Origin of the sequence: Hyphomonas atlantica corrig., assembly GCF_017795365.1 — a bacterium.
Classification (GTDB): domain Bacteria; phylum Pseudomonadota; class Alphaproteobacteria; order Caulobacterales; family Hyphomonadaceae; genus Hyphomonas; species Hyphomonas atlantica.
Genome location: NZ_CP051254.1, coordinates 653,981 through 670,871, shown reverse-complemented (window position 1 = coordinate 670,871; position 16,891 = coordinate 653,981). Strand labels below are relative to the sequence as shown.

At 58.6% G+C, this 16,891-nt stretch carries 18 protein-coding genes; 15 read left to right on the top strand and 3 right to left on the bottom strand.

Annotated elements, in window-relative coordinates; genetic code table 11:
* Positions 1 to 137 precede the first annotated feature (137 nt).
* Complete coding sequence (locus HF931_RS03365) at positions 138 to 977, top strand: hypothetical protein (protein ID WP_273241867.1); 840 nt, start codon at positions 138 to 140, stop codon at positions 975 to 977.
* On the opposite strand, the gene HF931_RS03360 is transcribed toward HF931_RS03365, so the two are convergent.
* Together HF931_RS03360 and HF931_RS03355 are read right to left on the bottom strand one after the other, a co-directional pair.
* Positions 974 to 1,783: an SDR family NAD(P)-dependent oxidoreductase gene (locus HF931_RS03360; RefSeq protein ID WP_273241866.1), complete on the bottom strand. Its 810-nt coding sequence runs from the start codon at positions 1,781 to 1,783 to the stop codon at positions 974 to 976. The genes HF931_RS03365 and HF931_RS03360 overlap by 4 nt on opposite strands.
* Positions 1,784 to 1,850: 67 nt before the next feature.
* On the bottom strand, positions 1,851 to 2,798 hold the full coding sequence (locus tag HF931_RS03355) for a glutathione S-transferase family protein (protein WP_273241865.1): 948 nt from the start codon (positions 2,796 to 2,798) through the stop codon (positions 1,851 to 1,853).
* A gap of 128 nt (positions 2,799 to 2,926) precedes the next feature.
* On the opposite strand from HF931_RS03355, the gene HF931_RS03350 reads away from it, so the two are divergent.
* Genes HF931_RS03350 through HF931_RS03340 form a run of 3 tightly spaced genes read left to right on the top strand, consistent with a single transcriptional unit; the run spans position 2,927 to position 4,793 of the window.
* A complete protein-coding gene (locus HF931_RS03350; protein WP_035549036.1) occupies positions 2,927 to 3,811 on the top strand; it encodes a methylated-DNA--[protein]-cysteine S-methyltransferase in 885 nt (294 codons plus the stop codon).
* Between the two features lie 53 nt (positions 3,812 to 3,864).
* Positions 3,865 to 4,323, top strand: a complete 459-nt coding sequence (locus tag HF931_RS03345) for a hypothetical protein (protein WP_035548818.1) — start codon at positions 3,865 to 3,867, stop codon at positions 4,321 to 4,323.
* Between the two features lie 2 nt (positions 4,324 to 4,325).
* Positions 4,326 to 4,793 carry a lactoylglutathione lyase gene (locus HF931_RS03340; protein WP_420537727.1) on the top strand — a complete coding sequence of 156 codons (468 nt, stop codon included), beginning with the start codon at positions 4,326 to 4,328 and terminating at the stop codon, positions 4,791 to 4,793.
* 73 nt (positions 4,794 to 4,866) lie between these two features.
* Here the strand turns inward: HF931_RS03340 and HF931_RS03335 are convergent, their stop codons facing one another.
* On the bottom strand, positions 4,867 to 6,591 hold the full coding sequence (locus HF931_RS03335; protein WP_273241862.1) for an alanine/glycine:cation symporter family protein: 1,725 nt from the start codon (positions 6,589 to 6,591) through the stop codon (positions 4,867 to 4,869).
* Positions 6,592 to 6,747: 156 nt separating this feature from the next.
* On the opposite strand from HF931_RS03335, the gene miaB reads away from it, so the two are divergent.
* The 11 genes from miaB (at position 6,748) to HF931_RS03280 (ending at position 16,882) form a co-directional block, all read left to right on the top strand.
* Positions 6,748 to 8,124 (top strand): tRNA (N6-isopentenyl adenosine(37)-C2)-methylthiotransferase MiaB, encoded by a 1,377-nt coding sequence (gene miaB, locus HF931_RS03330; protein WP_273241861.1) that lies wholly within the window; start codon positions 6,748 to 6,750, stop codon positions 8,122 to 8,124.
* Between the two features lie 2 nt (positions 8,125 to 8,126).
* Complete coding sequence (locus HF931_RS03325; protein WP_272981682.1) at positions 8,127 to 9,104, top strand: PhoH family protein; 978 nt, start codon at positions 8,127 to 8,129, stop codon at positions 9,102 to 9,104.
* An 11-nt stretch (positions 9,105 to 9,115) separates the two neighbouring features.
* Positions 9,116 to 9,565 (top strand): rRNA maturation RNase YbeY, encoded by a 450-nt coding sequence (ybeY, locus tag HF931_RS03320; RefSeq protein WP_273241860.1) that lies wholly within the window; start codon positions 9,116 to 9,118, stop codon positions 9,563 to 9,565.
* A 13-nt stretch (positions 9,566 to 9,578) separates the two neighbouring features.
* Positions 9,579 to 10,442 (top strand): transporter associated domain-containing protein, encoded by an 864-nt coding sequence (locus HF931_RS03315; RefSeq protein WP_272981681.1) that lies wholly within the window; start codon positions 9,579 to 9,581, stop codon positions 10,440 to 10,442.
* Positions 10,443 to 10,445: 3 nt separating this feature from the next.
* Positions 10,446 to 12,089: an apolipoprotein N-acyltransferase gene (gene lnt / locus HF931_RS03310; RefSeq protein WP_272981680.1), complete on the top strand. Its 1,644-nt coding sequence runs from the start codon at positions 10,446 to 10,448 to the stop codon at positions 12,087 to 12,089.
* 39 nt (positions 12,090 to 12,128) lie between these two features.
* Positions 12,129 to 12,554, top strand: coding sequence for a helix-turn-helix domain-containing protein (locus HF931_RS03305; protein ID WP_273241859.1), 426 nt, complete (start codon positions 12,129 to 12,131; stop codon positions 12,552 to 12,554).
* Between the two features lie 33 nt (positions 12,555 to 12,587).
* Positions 12,588 to 13,286, top strand: coding sequence for a tRNA (guanosine(46)-N7)-methyltransferase TrmB (gene trmB / locus HF931_RS03300; RefSeq protein WP_273241858.1), 699 nt, complete (start codon positions 12,588 to 12,590; stop codon positions 13,284 to 13,286).
* 188 nt (positions 13,287 to 13,474) lie between these two features.
* On the top strand, positions 13,475 to 13,684 hold the full coding sequence (locus HF931_RS03295; RefSeq protein ID WP_035548793.1) for a cold-shock protein: 210 nt from the start codon (positions 13,475 to 13,477) through the stop codon (positions 13,682 to 13,684).
* Positions 13,685 to 13,870: 186 nt separating this feature from the next.
* Positions 13,871 to 14,470 carry a ribosome maturation factor RimP gene (gene rimP, locus HF931_RS03290; RefSeq protein ID WP_035548791.1) on the top strand — a complete coding sequence of 200 codons (600 nt, stop codon included), beginning with the start codon at positions 13,871 to 13,873 and terminating at the stop codon, positions 14,468 to 14,470.
* Complete coding sequence (gene nusA, locus HF931_RS03285) at positions 14,467 to 16,233, top strand: transcription termination factor NusA (RefSeq protein WP_035548788.1); 1,767 nt, start codon at positions 14,467 to 14,469, stop codon at positions 16,231 to 16,233. The genes rimP and nusA overlap by 4 nt, the downstream gene beginning before the upstream one ends.
* Positions 16,208 to 16,882: an RNA-binding protein gene (locus HF931_RS03280; protein ID WP_273010853.1), complete on the top strand. Its 675-nt coding sequence runs from the start codon at positions 16,208 to 16,210 to the stop codon at positions 16,880 to 16,882. The genes nusA and HF931_RS03280 overlap by 26 nt, the downstream gene beginning before the upstream one ends.
* Positions 16,883 to 16,891 lie beyond the last annotated feature (9 nt).

The following is a 16,891-nucleotide window of genomic DNA, read 5'->3' as shown; positions in this document are numbered from 1 at the left end:
TGCAACAATACGTCTCGCTTTCAGGAAACAACAGAATATGCGTGGCGTCCCGACTGGCGTTGCGGTAATCGGTGTTCAAGGTCGGATTTCCGGAAAGGGGATCACGCACACCGAACCCTGACGGAGCCGCCTTTTAAATGAACCCCTACAATCGCTTCAGCGCAATCTCCAGCCTTCTGGCGTCGAGTGTTGTTCTTGCAGGAATTGTCGCCTTCGGGCCGACGGTTCGCGAGACGATTTTTCAGGTCGCAGGCGAGAGTGCGGTCGCCCGATGGGGTGGTTTGGTTGGCGCCGGATTGGTGTTGCTCATCGTCTGGTCTGTGTTGTCAGGTATTATCCTGCCGGGATTGTTGAAGCTGGGGTGGCCTCGGCGGTGGGTTCTGGGGCGATCTTTTGTCGAAGGAAGCTGGATTCAGGCGGAACGCGGCGGCCCCAATGGGCCGCGCATCGCGATTGTGACGCTGAAGCCCGCGCGTAACGGCATTCTGATTTCCTCATCCACCCTTACGCGCATCGGTGAGGTCGAGAGCGGCCTGCATGCCGAGTATCTGGGGTTCAATTGGCCACGTATCGACTTCAAGTTTCGCGAAACGCTGCCAATTGAGTCAGGCCGGCAGGCAGAGGGATTTGGCGAGGTCCAGTTTGATCTGACGGGGGGTGCGCCGACACGCTATTCCGGCTGTCTTCAGTTCGCCGGTGCTGAAAAGCGCATCAAGACGGAAGGCATTAAGCTGACGAGTTGGAAAGAGCGCCGGAAACTGCGATCGCTTGAGGGCCGCGCGGAAGTGCTCGGGAAATACTGGTCGGCCTTTTTCGAGGGCCCGATTGTGTCCTCAGGCCGCGAAGAACACGCTGAGGTCAAACGCGGCAAACGGCCTGAAAAGGTACGCGAGCGAACCGCAAAGGACTGGCGAAAGACGGATACGACACCGACCGCCAATCGTATTCGCGAAGAGTTTACGGCGACCGGCGACTAATCCTGGCGACGAATTGTGCGGCTTTGGCGACGCATGATGGCGCGGCCGAGAGGTTCAGGCATCAGCCGCGTCAGAGTCGCGAGGCCTTTGTTCACCACACCCGGAACGACAACCGGTTGTCCCCGGTTCACCGCGTCGATGCCTGCTTTTACAACAGGTCCAGCCTCCATCCACATCCGTTTGCTCATGCTTTTCATCTGTTCGCGTGTGCCATTTACGTCGTGGAATTCGCTATAGGTGAACCCGGGGCATAACGCGGTGCAATGTATGTCAGCCCCGTCAAGCGCCTCGCACTCCGCATTCAGGCTTTCAGAGAACTTTATGAGCCCGGCCTTCACGCTGGCGTAGAGGGTATGGCCGTTGCTACCCGGCGCATAGCCTGCCAGCGAGGCGACATTGATGATGCGTCCATATCCGCGATCAGACATGCCAGGCAGAACCTTGTGCGCGAGTTCGATCGGGGCCGTATAGAGCACGCGTAGGAACTCTGCCTGCGACTTCCAGTTCGTGTTGAAGAAAGTACCGGGCAGACCATAGCCCGCATTGTTCACCAACGCGTCCACGTGTCGGTCCTGCTCCGAGAGCGTGGACAGAATCTTGTCGGCCGAATTCGCCCGGGCGAGATCCTGTACGATGCAGATAGCGTGAACGCCGTACTTGCTTTCGATCTCGGTAGCCAGTTCCTCAAGACGATCTTTGCGGCGGGCAGTCAAAGCGACGTCCCAGCCGAGTGCTGCATATTGTCTGGCGAATTCGGCGCCGATGCCCGCTGAAGCGCCCGTGATAAGACAAAGCCGCCTGTCCATGATCCATCTCCGTTGCGAAACGCTGCCGTATCGAGACTAGCGGGCAGGGCCTTTCTGGCAAGGCGGCCTAGGCTCGGCGCACCAGGAATCCGGCGCGAGGAAAATGAACATGAACCGTTTCGGCCTCTGGCGACGTACGCTGCAGGATGATGCGTTGAGAGTCTGCATGCACGAGTTCACCTTCCACCCAGACCTGACCGTAATCGTCCGGGGCAACAGCTACATTCTCTCCGGGGGCAAACTCTTGTGGTTCATTGCGCGTCGTCGCGGCGACCAGGCGAGGTGCTGAATTCAGCCCGATTTCCAACGCGTCTTTGGACGTAATCGTTTCCGGAGTTTGTCCTTCGAATTCCTGCAGTCGCTCAAACCACGCTTTTGTCAGATCGGCAGTTTCGAAGCATTTGGCGACAAAATCCGGCACATTCTGATGCATGAACCAGACATTCATATAGGCGTGGATGTCGACCAGGCCGGGCTTCATTCCGACAAGGTAGATACCGGCCCCGGCGCCTTGCCCGCCCTGCAGACGTTCTTCCAGCAGCATCAGGCGCGCACGCCATTGATCGCGCATCATCGGCGCGACGGCCTTCATCGCATCGACGTCAAAGGGTCTCCCGGAAAGAGTTTCGCGATCTTTCCTGAAGGCTTCCGGGACCTTGTCACCCATTTCCCCGAAGATAACGGCGACAGAGCTTTGGAACCATCGACCATCGGTCCAGCCCGCGACCATCTGGGCCAGCCCCTCATGGCCGGGCAGCTTCAGCGCAGGCATTGGATAGCGTGCCTCCAACTCCCGCAAGATTATCGCTGTGTCGCAAAAGACATCCGCGCCAATCTGCATTACAGGCGTACGTCGATAGCCGCCGGTCAGAGGCATTAGGTCGGGCCGTGGCATGATGACCGGAATCTCTACCCGACTGTATGCCAAATTCTTGAGGCGCAATGCGAGCCGGATTTTTTCTGCATAAGGTGAGGTTGGATACTCATGCAGGATAATACTGCGCGCATCAGCCATTTTATGTCTCCCAGGACTTTTTACGGATTATACTTGCCGGGCTTTTGTTGGGCTGGGAAGTCTCAATTGGTGAGATGTGCCGCAAGAAACGGGTGGCACTTGAGTTTGTAGCGCGGCATTCATGTTTCATGATGACTGTTTCCCACTCCCTTGATGAGCGCGCTGTCGCTTATGAGCGCATGGCAGATGCTCTGTCCTATTTGGGCGACACTTGGCAGGAATGGCCAGACTTGGCGACGGCTGCGAAGTCCGTTGGCTTGTCACCCAGTCATTTCCAGCGCGAGTTCACTCGATGGGCGGGGATAAGCCCGAAGCAATACCAATCCGCTCTGGCACATGCAGCGGCCGGTGACCTGCTTCGAGAGGGGGCAAGTGTACTGGATGCGACTCTGGAAACAGGCCTGTCCGGGCCGGGACGACTGCACGATCTCTTCATCGCGCACGAAGGGCTTTCCCCTGGAGAAGCGAAGGCAGGCGGCAAGGGAGCGGACCTTGTACTCGGACGCGCGCCAACACCTTTTGGAGAAGGGGCCTGGCTCATCTCCCCACGAGGATTGGTGGCGCTTGGCTTTATCGATGAAAACCCACCTGAGAGGACCGGATTCGAGCATCAGGGGCGCACGGAAGAAAATGCGTTTGCAGATTTGGCTGGGCGATATCCGGGGGCGAGTATCCGGCGCGATGATGCGGAGGCCGAACAGATGGCACGCCGTGTATTCGAGGCAGGCGAGCCGTTGCCCGTGGCACTCTATGGCACGCCGTTCCGGCGGCAGATCTGGCGGGCATTGCTGGATATTCCGATGGGCACCGTCTCGACCTATGGGGCGCTTGCCAAGGCGAGTGGCAACCCCAAGGCAGCACGTGCTGTCGGGGCGGCGGTTGGTGCAAATCCCATAAGCTGGTTTATTCCCTGTCACCGTGCCCTTGCAGCGGACGGTCGGCTTCATAATTATCATTGGGGTGTGGCACGCAAGCGTGCCATGTTGACCCTCGAACGTGCCTGCGCGGCCTGATACAGGCGCCGGGCAGACGGCATTCCGCCGCAGATCCCGGACCGAAAACGCTCATGCTCGCATTCCTGATTATTCTTGCCGCGCTTGTTGCCTGGGGCGGTCATCTGGCTTGGCGTTGGAAACAGGCGCGCGATTTCGCCCCGGAAGTTTTAGCGGTGCGCAAGGCATCGGGCGAGATTCCGGAGGATGTGACCGAGGTAGAGTTCACAGATCTCTATCTGCGTAGCGAAGGGCCGAGGGCCGCAACCTATTTCTTCGCGTGTGCGGTCATCGTATTCGGACTTCTTGGGCCATTTGTCGCCGGCTTCAACCAGCTATGGCTGACATTCTGGCGGCTGAGTGGGCAGTCCCCAGTCTTTGAGACCGGAACGCTTATTCACACATTTTCCGTGTTTCTTGCCTTCATGCTCGTGACGATCGGCCTGTTGGCGATCGCGATGCGGCGCTACTATGCGCTGATGCCACCCACATTCAAACAAGTCATTCGGGACCTTAACGGAGGCCAGTCATGAGCATTCAATATCTGCATACAATGGTGCGCGTCAGCGACATTGATGCATCTCTCAAATTCTTCTGCGAGGGTCTGGGGCTGAAAGAAGTCAGTCGGATGGACAGCGAAGCCGGGCGGTTCACTCTGGTGTTTCTGGCGACACCTGAAGATGTTGCTCGCATGGGCGGGATGCCAGAAGGGGTAAACCCGACCCAGACCGACATCCCGATGGTGGAGCTGACCTATAATTGGGACCCGGAAGAATATTCTGGTGGCCGGAATTTTGGCCACCTCGCTTACCTTGTCGACGATATCTATGGCGCGGTCGAGCGCCTGCAGGAACTCGGTGTGACGATCAACCGTCCGCCGCGTGACGGCCGCATGGCCTTCATCCGATCGCCGGACGGGATATCGGTTGAACTGCTTCAGAAGGGCGAGCCGCTTGGCCCGAAAGAACCTTGGGCCAGCGCAGAGAATATTGGCGTCTGGTAGACGGCACAAAGTGGAATAGAAAAGCCCCGCCCGGTGTGAACCATGCGGGGCTTTTTTTGGGCGTATGTCGCGTCTAGTCCTGTTCGGGGTGGCGCGACTCTTCGCGATAGTCGTGCACCGGATGGCCCTTGTCGGGATCTCCGTTCGACTTGTGCATGGCAGCTACGACGCCCGAAAGCGCCAGGATGGCGATCAGGTTCGGGAAAGCCATCGAGGCGTTCGCGATGTCGCCGAGTAGCCAGAGCCAATCCGCTGCGGCCACCGTGCCAAGGAACACGACAACAACCCAGATGTAGCGGAATGGATGTGTCGCCCATTCGCCAATGAGATAGGTCACGGCCTGCTCGCCGTAGTAAGACCAGCCAATGATGGTGGTGAAGGCGAAGAAGAACAGTGCAACCGGCACAATCCAGGGCCCGATGACCGGAATGGCGGCAGCGTAGGCGCGCGTCGTGACAGCCGCCGAATTCGCGTCCGTTTCCCAGGCATGGTCCACATCCATCAGGATCTCAGGATTGCCGGACGCGTCGAGCGCTTCCTGAGAGACGTCAACCTCGCCCGACGCCTGACAGGCCAAGAGGTAGGATTGGGCAGTTGGTCCCACAGCCGCGATCTTCGCTTCGCGCCCGTCTTCATACGCGGACGGGAACAGGTCCGATACGCCATATTTCGCGCCGTCGGTTGCGTCCGGGTTTATCGGCATTTCGATGCCCGCATCAAAACACGCATTCGCAGCCATCAGGGCGGGGCTCTTCTTGAAGTCGCCTTGTACTGTCAGGATGACCAACGCGGTCATGGTGCAGATGATGATCGTATCGATGAACACGCCGATCATGGCGATTTCGCCCTGCATGACGGGATTCTTGGTCTGAGCTGCTGCGTGCGCGATCGGGGCGGAGCCTTGACCGGCTTCGTTGGAGAACAAGCCGCGGGCAATACCGTAGCGCACCGCTTGCATGACGCCGTACCCTGCTGCGCCCCCGGCGGCTTCTTTCCAGCCAAAGGCCGTGCCGATGATCTGCATGAAGGCACCAGGCACCTTGTCTGCATTCACGACAAGGACAAGGAAGGCGATCAGAACATAGAGGCCAGCCATGACAGGCACGACTTTGCCAGCAAAGGAGCCAATCGACTTGATGCCGCCAATAATGACCGCAAACACCAGAACAGAAAGCAGGATTCCGACGCTCCAGTTCGGAATGCTGACGCCGAGATGTGAGCCTGTTTCCAGTGCGGCTTCGGTGATGGAATTGGCCTGAATCATTGACCCGGTCGCCATTGCGGAGAACAGGGTTCCGAGACAGAAAATGACCGCGAGCCAGCCCCAGCCTTTGCCCAGACCGTTCTTGATGTAGTACATCGGGCCGCCATTGATGCGGCCATACTCGTCCGTTTCGCGATATTTGATCGCGAGAGAGCTTTCGGAGAAGGCGAGTGCCATGCCGAACAGGGCAACAACCCACATCCAGAAGATTGCGCCGGGTCCACCCAGAGTGATAGCCGTGGCCACACCTGCTAGGTTTCCGGTGCCGACCTGACCCGACAGGGCGGTCGAAAGCGCCTGCCACGGTGTGATGGCGCCATCTTCGCCCTGAGCCTTGCGGCCTTGCCAGACTTCGACCAACGCAGGCACGAAACGGCGCACGGGACGCGCGCCCAAACGGACCATCATGAACAGGCCCGTGCCTAGAAGGACCACGGCGAGTGGGCCAATCTGGCCCGGAATGATGACGTCGTCTCCCCAGGTCCCCCCCCAGATAAATCCAGAGATGTTCTCGATGAGTTTGATGATATTCATGGGCCTCCCCGGCTCCTTTGATTGCTTGGCCGCACACTAGCCAGCTTTCGGGCCGTGTGAAGCTTTTGTCGCAGGGATGGCACAGGATTGCCGTGGCTGCAGGCGAGGCGCACAAGGTTCTGGCAGCGGCAGTCATTTTCAGGCATAAGCCCGCCCATGAATACTCCAGAGGTGAAACAGAACACCAAGGGTCTCTTTATCAAGACCTATGGGTGCCAGATGAATGTCTATGACTCCGAGCGCATGCGGGACGTATTGCGTCCGCTCGGCTATGCGCCGGTGGATACGCCCGAGGCGGCTGATCTTGTCGTGTTGAACACGTGCCATATCCGCGAGAAGGCAACTGAGAAGGTCTATTCAGAGCTCGGCCAACTCAAGCGGATGAAGCAGAACACCGGCAGCAACATGACAATCGCTGTGGCTGGGTGTGTGGCACAGGCCGAAGGTGAGGAAATCATGCGTCGCCAACCGCTTGTCGATCTGGTTCTGGGCCCACAAGCCTATCACAAATTGCCTGAGATGATCGCCCGGGCCAGCCGCGCTGTTGGGGATCGTCTCGAAACGGATTTCGAGACTCTGGAAAAATTCGACGCTTTGCCGAAGACGCGTGAAGCCGATGGGCCGACGGCCTTCCTGTCAGTGCAGGAGGGTTGCGACAAGTTCTGCACTTTCTGCGTTGTGCCATATACGCGCGGCGCTGAGCTTTCGCGCCCGGTCGACGATATCGTGATGGAAGCGCGGAATTTGGCGGCGCAAGGTGTTCGCGAGATTTCGTTGCTCGGTCAGAACGTCAATGCGTTTCATGGCGCAGCTCCTCAGGTAGAGGGCGGGGAAGACTGGACCTTGGGACAGCTTTGCCGGCACCTTGCCAAGATCGGCGGCATTGAACGTATTCGTTATACAACCAGCCATCCGCGTGACATGGATGATGACCTGATCGCGGCGCATGGTGACACGCCACAAATGCAGCCTTTCCTGCACTTGCCGGTGCAGTCCGGCTCGGATCGGATTTTGAAAGCCATGAACCGTGGCCACACGGCAGACGAGTATCGCGAAATTATTCGCAAGGTGCGCGAAGCTCAGCCAGATGTTGCGCTGGCGTCTGACTTCATCGTCGGATTTCCAGGCGAGAGCGACGAAGATTTTGAAGCAACGATGCAATTGGTGCGTGATGTGAACTACGCGATTGCATATTCCTTCAAATACTCTCCCCGCCCCGGCACCCCGGCGGCGGAAATGTTTGGACACGTACCAGAAGACGTCAAAGACGCCCGCCTGCAGGCGCTTCAGAAATTGCTGCGTGAGCAGCAGACCGCATTCAACAAGTCCAAGATCGGACAGACCGTGCCAGTTCTGGTAACTGGACGGGGACGCTTGGAAGGCCAAGCGCATGGTCGCTCGCCCTGGATGCAGGCGGTGCATTTCGATGGGCCAGCTGAACTGACGGGGAAGATTGTGGATGTGAAAGTTAACGGCGCGACGATGAGTTCGCTGTCTGGTGAATTGATCCGGGCAAGAGAGGTTGCCCTTTGAGCGTGAAACGTCGTCCATCTGCCTCGCCCGAGGCGCCGGTCAGCCGTATCTATGAGGTCAGCAACGCAGAAACCCTGCGTGATTTGTGCGGGCCGCATCATCGTCATCTCCAATTGCTGGAGACGCGGTTGGATGAATATGGGCTGAAAGCGGAAAGTCAGGGTGGCGGTATTCTCCTGGTCGGGAAAGCCGAAGGCGTATCCATCGCTGAGGCAGTTCTGGCTGAGCTGGAGCGGCGCCTGCGAAAAGGTGCCGACATCTCGGACATGGATGTGGATGGCGCTTTGGAAGCCGCGAGAACACCGCAACAGACCTTCGGTACATTCCGCTCCCTGAAGAAGCCGATAACACCGCAGACGCGTGGACAATCACGCTATATCGATTTGTTGGCAAATCCTGACAATGCAATGATCTTTGGTGTCGGGCCGGCGGGTACTGGCAAGACATTCCTGGCAGTTGCTGCCGGTGTTTCAGAGCTTCTGTCCGGGGCTCGTCAGCGCTTGATCGTGACACGACCCGCAGTGGAAGCGGGGGAAAAGCTGGGCTTCCTGCCGGGGACACTTGAAGAGAAAGTCGATCCCTACATGCTGCCGATCTGGGACTCGCTTCGCGAGTTGATGGGGCAGGAACAGATGGAGCGCCGCATGGCGCGCGGGGAGATTGAAGTCGCGCCGCTCGCCTTCATGCGTGGACGCACACTGAAGAATGCATTTGTCATTGTGGACGAAGCTCAGAATACGACCATTCCGCAGATGAAGATGGTGCTGACGCGCCTGGGTCGGGACAGCCGCATGGTGATCACCGGAGATCCGGGGCAAGTGGATCTGCCAGGCAGTCAGCCATCTGGCATGCGCCACGCACTTGAGATCCTGTCGGATGTCGAGGGTGTGAATGTGCACAAGCTGACGGCAGCGGATGTCGTGCGTCACGGCCTCGTCAGCCGCATCATTGATGCATATGCGGCGCATGGCGAGGGTTGAGCGCAGGGCGCATGGTCGAACTTGATCTGATAGTCGAAGAGGACGCGTGGTCAGAGATTCCCGATCTGGAATCTGTCTGCCAGACTGCCTTCGATGCTGCCGTGAAGGTGGAGCCGGCCGAGGGTATCGTTGCGCTTCTGCTGGCTGACAATGATGTGCTTCACGGCTTGAATCGCCAGTTCCGAAGCAAGGACAAGCCGACGGATGTGCTGTCCTTTCCAGCGGATCCCATGGACCGACCCATGCTGGGGGATATTGCCGTCGCTCTGGGTGTTGCGAAAGAAGACGCTACTGCGCAGAACAAGACACTTGCCGATCACCTGACGCATCTTCTCATTCATGGCTATCTGCATTTGCTGGGCCATGATCATCAAACCGATCACGAAGCCGAGAAGATGGAGGGTCTGGAAATAAAGGCGCTTGCATCGCTGGGCATAGATAATCCATATTCGACCGACTGAATCATCTGAGGCTATGAGCGACCCCGACCCTTCTAATGCGCCGCCAAGCGGCCGATTGCGTAGCTTTTTCGGTTTCGGCCGGAAAACTGATCCTGTGGAGGCGGTGTCTCCCGAGGCAAATGGTGAGATGCCCCAGCACAATCCGAACGAGATGCGCTTGCGGCTCGCAGAGTTCCAAGACCTGCGCGTGGATGACGTCATGGTGCCGCGTGCTGAAATCAAGGCTGTTGAAGTCGGGATGGAGTTTCCGGAGCTGCTGAAATACTTCGCGGAAGTGACGCATTCCCGCCTGCCGGTGTTTCGAGAATCTCTTGATGATCCGATTGGCTTTGTGCACATCAAGGATGTGGTCAGCGAACTGGCCAAGGGGGAGGAGCCAGCCAAGCGTCCGCTGGAGCGGCTGCACCGCGACGTGTTGTATGTACCGCCCTCCATGAAATTGACTGATTTGCTTGTGAAAATGCAGTCCACCCGTATTCACCTCGCGCTTGTCGTAGACGAGTATGGCGGAACGGATGGTCTCGTCAGTCTGGAAGATCTGGTTGAAGAAATCGTCGGTGACATCGAAGACGAACACGACGATGAAGAGGCTATGTTCGTTCGCCGCAGCCAGAGAATCTGGGAAGCGGACGCCCGGACGGAAATCGACGATTTTGCAGAGGAAACGGGCATTGATCTCGCCATTGAGGACAACGACACGGATTTCGACACGCTCGGCGGTGTCGCCTTCGCGCTGGCCGGGAAAGTGCCGGTGCGCGGAGAAGTGCTCAAGCACCCGGCCGGTGTCGAAATCGAGATCATGGATGCAGACGCCCGGCGCATTCGCCGTGTGCGGCTGCGAACGCCCGAACAGCCCGCGCCTGCTGCGCAGGAGTAAATCATGAGCCACGCTGTGCGTAGCCATGGGTTCACGGCGCTTGGACCCTTGCATGAAGCCTTTGCGCGCCTGACAGGCTGGCCGGCCGTGATCACCAGCCTGCTTTTGGGTGCCTTTTCGGCTGTTGCGTTTGCGCCGTTTCATTTCAGCGCCGTGTTGGTGATTTCATTCACGGGTCTGATCTGGATGCTGGATGGCGCGCGCGGTCATCGCCGGTGGGGAAGGGCTGTGTTCCTGCGCACCTGGGCTTTCGGAACGGGTTTCTTCCTCATCAGCATGCACTGGACGGCCGCTCCCTTCCTGGTGGAGCCTGAAAAGCACGCCATTTTCCTATGGATGCCGTTGATCCTGCTGCCCGGTGGCATGGCGATCATCTGGGGAGTATTCGGCGCCATGGCGGGGGCCTTCTGGTCGTCGTCGCCCTCTCGCATTTTTGTGTTCGCGCTTTTCTTCGCTTTGGCAGAATTTGTGCGAGGACACCTGTTTGGAGGGTTTCCCTGGAACCTGCCGGGTACGACTTGGGTGCCGGGTGGGGCCCTGTCTCAGAGCGCGTCGATAGGCGGCGTGTATTGGCTGACCTTGCTGACCGTGTTTGTTATGTCTGCGCCCGCCGCTCTGGTGGATACGCGCGAGTCTCGTCAATTGGCTGTCCGCATTGCACCATCCTTTGCGGCGGTGATCCTTGTTGCGCTTGGATGGTCCTGGGGCGCACAGCGCATAGCGCAGCCAGCGGAGCTATCAGAGCAATCAGTTGTGTTGATGGATTCCGGCGTGCCACAGGATGAGAAATGGGAGATTGGCCCCGACCCGATCCTCATCGAATATTTGCGCATGTTGGCAAATCAGGAAGGTGAGCCGGGCGATATTATCCTCTGGCCAGAGGGCGCGCTGCCAACAACACTCCTGCAGGATGCGAATGCGCTGGACGCGGTGGGAGCCTATCTTGGCAGTCGCGACTTGATCGCCGGGACGACGCGATACGAGATAACCGGCAAGGACACGCGCGACTATTACAACAGCCTGACCGTCATGGATGAGAACGCGATCCGGTCTGGCCCTATCGCGCTTTACGACAAACATCGTCTGGTACCTTTCGGTGAGTTGCCGGCAACGCGGATCATTCCTTTCGGTGAGGCCTTGTCCGGCATTTTGCCTGGCGCAATCCAGCGCATGGCGAGCGATGGCTTCCGACCAGGTCCGGGGCCGGCCGTTATTTTCGCGGAGGACATTCCCCCATTTGTGGCGATGATCTGCTATGAGGGGCTCTACCCCTCCATCCCACGCAGCGCGAATATTGGCGCGCGGGCCGATTGGCTGGTCCTGATTTCGAATGATGCCTGGTTCGGCGGTGGGATGGGCCCCGCACAGCACTATGCGCAGAACCGATACCGCGCGATCGAGACGGGGTTGCCGCTTGCACGCGTTGCCAGTCGCGGCGCGTCGGGCATTGTGGACGGTCGAGGACGCGAGGTGTTGCGCGCAGCGCCTGTGGCGGATGCGCCAAGCGGTTGGGATACCAGCTTCGGCCGTGGAAAGCTGCCCCTCCCCGAGAGGGTAACCCTGTTTCAAACCCGAATCGGTCTTATGCTCTTCTGGCTCAGCCTGTTCTTATTTGCGGGTCTGGCCTTCGTTACGTGGCGAAGATAGACAGAGCACACGGAGAATACCCAGACAGGAAGGGGGAATATGGCCGATAACAAGCTTCCTAGCGGCATTGATCGGGTCGTAGGCCAGCGCATCCGGTGGCGACGCAAGGAGCTGAAGCTGACCCAGGAGAAACTTGGGGATCTGCTTGGCCTGACCTTTCAGCAAGTCCAGAAGTACGAAAAAGGCGTCAATCGAGTCTCGGCCGGCCGCCTGTTCGAGATGTCGAGTGCCATGGGCGTGCCCATAACCTATTTCTTTGACGGCGCGGAGACGTTCTTCGCAAAGGGCGATTCCAGTGTGGCCGAAGACAGCGAAGGTGTTCACGCGCCTGTCATGACGTCTGAAGTTCTCGACCTGATTGCCGCATTCCAGAAGATTGAAGATCATTCTCTCCGGAAATCGCTGTTGGCGACAGTGCAGGCCGCTGCGACAGCCTTTGAAGGCAAGCAGCAGGACGAGGATTGATCCCGCCCCGGTGCTGGGGCATCTGACAGCGCCATGACCCAAGAAAACGCCGCCAACAAGTCTCGCCCATTGCGCACATTCGGCCGCACCGGGGGCCGTGGCCTGTCGGCCCGCCAGCAATCATTGATCGATACACGCCTACCCGAACTGGCCGTCCCAACGGCTGCAGACGGGACACTGTCTGGCAGAGACCTGTTCGGTGATGATCGTGATGTCTGGTTGGAGATCGGCTTCGGCGGTGGAGAGCATCTGGTGGGTCAGGCAGGGCGAAATCCAGATATTGGGTACATTGGCTGCGAGCCATTCATTGAAGGCATGGCGAAGGCTCTTACAGGAATTGAAGCAGACCAGCTGCAGAATGTGCGATTGGTCATGGACGATGTGCGGCCCGTGATGGCGTCTTTGCAGGATCAGTCCATTGCGCGGGCCTTTATTCTGTTTCCGGATCCGTGGCCAAAGAAACGCCAGCAGAAGCGTCGATTGATCCAGCCGGAGTTTCTCGAGAGTCTCCATCGCATCTGCCGTCCGGGCGCGCGTGTCCGGTTTGCGACGGATGTGAAATCCTATGCAGATGAGGCGCTGTTGCGGTTCCTCCGGCATGGCGGTTTCGAGTGGCACGCGAACACGGCGGATGACTGGCGCTGCCCTCCTGGTGACCATCTGACGACACGGTACGAAAGCAAGCAATTGGGTGATTGTGCACCGGTCTGGTTCGACTTCGTGCGCAGCTGACACAAGACATTCACTTGACCGATTGTCGCACCCATGCGCTTAATAGCGGCATCGAATTCGGTCGGTCTGAAATATCAAGACCCCGTCAGACCGGCGGCCATGACTTTCCTTCCCTCCCGTTTCGATAGGCGGATCTGGTTCAAATCCCGAACCGGGACGCTTCTACTTAACGTAAAGGACTACAAGTAATGGCAACTGGCAAAGTGAAATGGTTCAATGACCAGAAAGGCTTTGGCTTCATCAAACCTGATGAGGGCGGCTCTGACGTTTTTGTGCACATTTCGGCCGTTGAACGCTCCGGCCTTCGCACACTGGCAGAAGACCAGGCTATCTCTTACGAACTCTACAAGGACGAACGCCGCGGCAAGACCTCGGCTGTGGATCTGAAGATTCTCTAAGACGCGTATCCGTACAGGATTCGGGACGGCGGCTTTGGTAACGAAGTCGCCGTCTTTCGTTCTACAGCAAGCGACGCTCGACATCTGCCGCGCGCAGGGGTATATGTCTCTCAAGTCGAAACATATCGGCGGCGGTTCCGGAAACGGGGCCGCCGCTTTTCTTTATCGGAATAGTCCGCACCTCAGATGATTGCTCTGACCGAACAGGAACGTCAAATTCTTTCGCTCGTCACACCGGTGGCCGAGCAGATTGGCATGGAAATCGTTCGCCTGCGCATTCAGGGTGGGCGGCGTCCGCACCTCCAGATCATGGCTGAGAGGGCAGGGGGCGCCCCGACGAATGTCGAAGATTGCGCCAGCCTTTCGCGGGCCATCGCGCCGATGCTGGATGAGGCAGACCCCATCAAGGAGGCGTACACGCTGGAAGTCTCCACGCCGGGCATTGACCGTCCACTGACCCGGGAAGGTGATTTTGGCCGCTGGGTGGGCCATGCTGCCAAAGTGGAACTCGTGCGACCGATCGATGGCCGTCGCCGCTTCTCCGGAATGATCACCGGAGAGGATGAAGACGGCGCGCATTTGGAGCTGGATGACGAAACAGAGCTGGTGGCTCACGTTCACGAGATGAGCAAGGCCAGCCTGATCCTGACGGACGAACTGATTGAGGCGGCTCGCGCAGACGGCACATTGCCGCCACAGCCGGATGAAGATGACCTCGGCGATCTTGAGATCGACGAGACAGACGAAGACACCGATACAAACGAAGAGACGGGAGACGTCAAATGAGCACCATCGGCGTTTCAGCCAACAGGCTGGAAATCCTGCAGATCGCGAAAGCGGTCGCCGAAGAGAAGGCAATCGATCAGACGATTGTCATCGAGGCCATGCAGGAAGCGATCGAAAAGGCCGCAAAAGCGAAATACGGCCAAGAGCACGACATCCGTGCGAAGATCGACGCAACGACCGGCGAGCAGACGCTATGGCGTGTTCAGACCGTTGTCGCTGACGACGCGTTCGAGGATGAGGCCAAGGAGCTGCGTCTGTCCGAAGCGAAGAAGCTGGACGAAACGCTGGAAGCTGGCGACGAGCTGAAAGAAGAGCTGCCGCCCTTCGATTTTGGCCGTGTCGCAGCGCAGACCGCCAAACAGGTCATCATGCAGAAGGTGCGCGATGCCGAGCGCGAGCGCCAGTACAACGAATACAAGGATCGCGTCGGCGAAGTTATCTCCGGTGTTGTAAAGCGTGTGGAATACGGTCACGTCATTGTCGATCTGGGGCGCGCCGAAGGCATCATCCGTCGCAATGACGGCATCCCGCGCGAGAATTTCCAAACCAATGACCGCGTTCGTGCCTATCTTTACAAGGTGAGCCGCGAGACCAAGGGTCCGCAAATCTTCCTGTCCCGCGCCGCACCGGATTTCATGGTGCGCCTGTTCGCGCAGGAAGTGCCGGAAGTTTATGAAGGTGTCATCGAGATCAAGGCATGTTCCCGCGATCCGGGCAGCCGTGCGAAGATCGGTGTGATCTCCAATGATTCCTCGATTGATCCCGTCGGCGCCTGTGTCGGTATGCGCGGTGCGCGTGTTCAGGCTGTGGTCGGCGAACTGTCGGGCGAGAAGATCGACATCATTCCGTGGAATTATGACGATGCGACCTTCATTGTGAATGCACTGCAGCCGGCCGAAGTGTCGAAAGTCGTGCTGGATGAGGAAGAGCGCCGCGTCGAAGTTGTTGTGGCGGACGACCAGTTCCCTCTGGCGATTGGCCGCCGTGGTCAGAATGTGCGTCTCGCGTCCCAGCTTACGGGGTGGCAGATCGACCTGGTGACAGAGACCGCCGACTCCGAGCGCTACCAGCGCGAATTCCAGGAGCGGACGGACCTCTTCATGAAGGCGCTGGATGCCGACGAGACGCTGGCTCAGCTGCTGGCTTCGGAAGGCTTTGAGACGGTCGAAGAGATCGCTTATGTGGCGCCGGAAGACTTCATCACGATTGAAGGTTTTGACGAGGACGTGGCCGAAGAACTTCAGGAACGTGCTCGCGAATTCCTTGAGCGACTGGCTGCCGAAAACGATGCCAAGCGCCGTGAACTGGGTGTTGAAGACGCTGTCATGGAGTTGGAAGGCATGTCGCCATCTTTCGCCGTGCGTCTTGGTGAAGAAGGCGTGCAGACGCTGGACGATGTGGCTGGTCTCGTGCCGGATGACATCACGGGTTGGCGCGAGCCGGGCCCGGATGGAAAGCCGGTCTGGGTCGAAGGCGTTCTGAAGAAGGGCGAAATGCGCAAGGATGACGCGCAAATGTTCATCATGCGCGCGCGTGTCGCCGCAGGCTGGATCGAGCCGGACGCCCTTGAGCAGATGCTGGCTGAACAAGCGAAGGAAGAAGAGCCTGAGCTGACCGAAGAGGAACGCGCGCTGCTGGCGCTCGGCGAACTTGGCAGCAACCCGTCTCCGGACGCGGTGGATGAGGCCCTCGAAGAGCTCGAGTTTGATCTCGATGCCCTGGCAGCGGAGGGCGGCGATGACGAGGCCGCACCGCAAGAGTGAAGCGCGGGTAACCGACACTGAAGGCCGTGTTGCGGACGGGGCAGGCCCCGTCCGGCAATGCACTGTGTCCAGAGACCATCTCTCACAGGAGGAGATGGTTCGCTTCGTGCTGTCACCTGATCAGGTTGTGACGCCGGATATTCTTGGCAAGCTGCCGGGCCGGGGTGTCTGGCTGCGGGCCGACAGGGATACGCTTGAGATTGCCATGCGCAAGGGCGCTTTCGCCCGTGGATTCAAGCAACAAGCCACGGTTCCGACGGATTTGCCGGAATTGGTGGAGAATTTGTTGCTTCAGCGGGTGATCAGCCTGATGGGGATGGCGAAGAAAGCGGGAGATATCGTTCTCGGCTTCGATCAGGTGCGAGAAGCCCTGCAGAAGAAGCGGCCCGGTTTGCTGCTGGAAGCCACTGATGGTGCAGAAGATGGCCGTTCAAAGGTGTATTTTCTCGCCAAAGCATTATATAGCAACGTGAAAATTGCCGGTGCGCTCAGTTCCGAAGAATTGGGCATGGCGTTTGGACGTGAGCGTGTGATACACGGTCTCGTCCGCAAGGGTCCGTTTGCGAAGACGATAGAGCTGGCCTATCAGCGGCTGGCCGGATTTCGAGCAAGACCCGAACTGGACTGGTTCCCGGATCAGGATCGGTAGCGGAAAACA

Bases quoted from the DNA above. Each gene is read 5' to 3' on its own strand.
- lnt (WP_272981680.1), top strand. From the start codon at position 10,446: ATGAGCCACGCTGTGCGTAGCCATGGGTTCACGGCGCTTGGACCCTTG.
- HF931_RS03315 (WP_272981681.1), top strand. From the start codon at position 9,579: ATGAGCGACCCCGACCCTTCTAATGCGCCGCCAAGCGGCCGATTGCGT.
- HF931_RS03280 (WP_273010853.1), top strand. From the start codon at position 16,208: ATGACGAGGCCGCACCGCAAGAGTGAAGCGCGGGTAACCGACACTGAA.
- HF931_RS03360 (WP_273241866.1), bottom strand. From the start codon at position 1,783: ATGGACAGGCGGCTTTGTCTTATCACGGGCGCTTCAGCGGGCATCGGC.
- miaB (WP_273241861.1), top strand. From the start codon at position 6,748: ATGAATACTCCAGAGGTGAAACAGAACACCAAGGGTCTCTTTATCAAG.
- trmB (WP_273241858.1), top strand. From the start codon at position 12,588: ATGACCCAAGAAAACGCCGCCAACAAGTCTCGCCCATTGCGCACATTC.
- HF931_RS03355 (WP_273241865.1), bottom strand. From the start codon at position 2,798: ATGGCTGATGCGCGCAGTATTATCCTGCATGAGTATCCAACCTCACCT.
- HF931_RS03305 (WP_273241859.1), top strand. From the start codon at position 12,129: ATGGCCGATAACAAGCTTCCTAGCGGCATTGATCGGGTCGTAGGCCAG.
- HF931_RS03350 (WP_035549036.1), top strand. From the start codon at position 2,927: ATGATGACTGTTTCCCACTCCCTTGATGAGCGCGCTGTCGCTTATGAG.
- rimP (WP_035548791.1), top strand. From the start codon at position 13,871: ATGATTGCTCTGACCGAACAGGAACGTCAAATTCTTTCGCTCGTCACA.
- HF931_RS03365 (WP_273241867.1), top strand. From the start codon at position 138: ATGAACCCCTACAATCGCTTCAGCGCAATCTCCAGCCTTCTGGCGTCG.
- nusA (WP_035548788.1), top strand. From the start codon at position 14,467: ATGAGCACCATCGGCGTTTCAGCCAACAGGCTGGAAATCCTGCAGATC.
- HF931_RS03335 (WP_273241862.1), bottom strand. From the start codon at position 6,591: ATGAATATCATCAAACTCATCGAGAACATCTCTGGATTTATCTGGGGG.
- HF931_RS03295 (WP_035548793.1), top strand. From the start codon at position 13,475: ATGGCAACTGGCAAAGTGAAATGGTTCAATGACCAGAAAGGCTTTGGC.
- ybeY (WP_273241860.1), top strand. From the start codon at position 9,116: ATGGTCGAACTTGATCTGATAGTCGAAGAGGACGCGTGGTCAGAGATT.
- HF931_RS03345 (WP_035548818.1), top strand. From the start codon at position 3,865: ATGCTCGCATTCCTGATTATTCTTGCCGCGCTTGTTGCCTGGGGCGGT.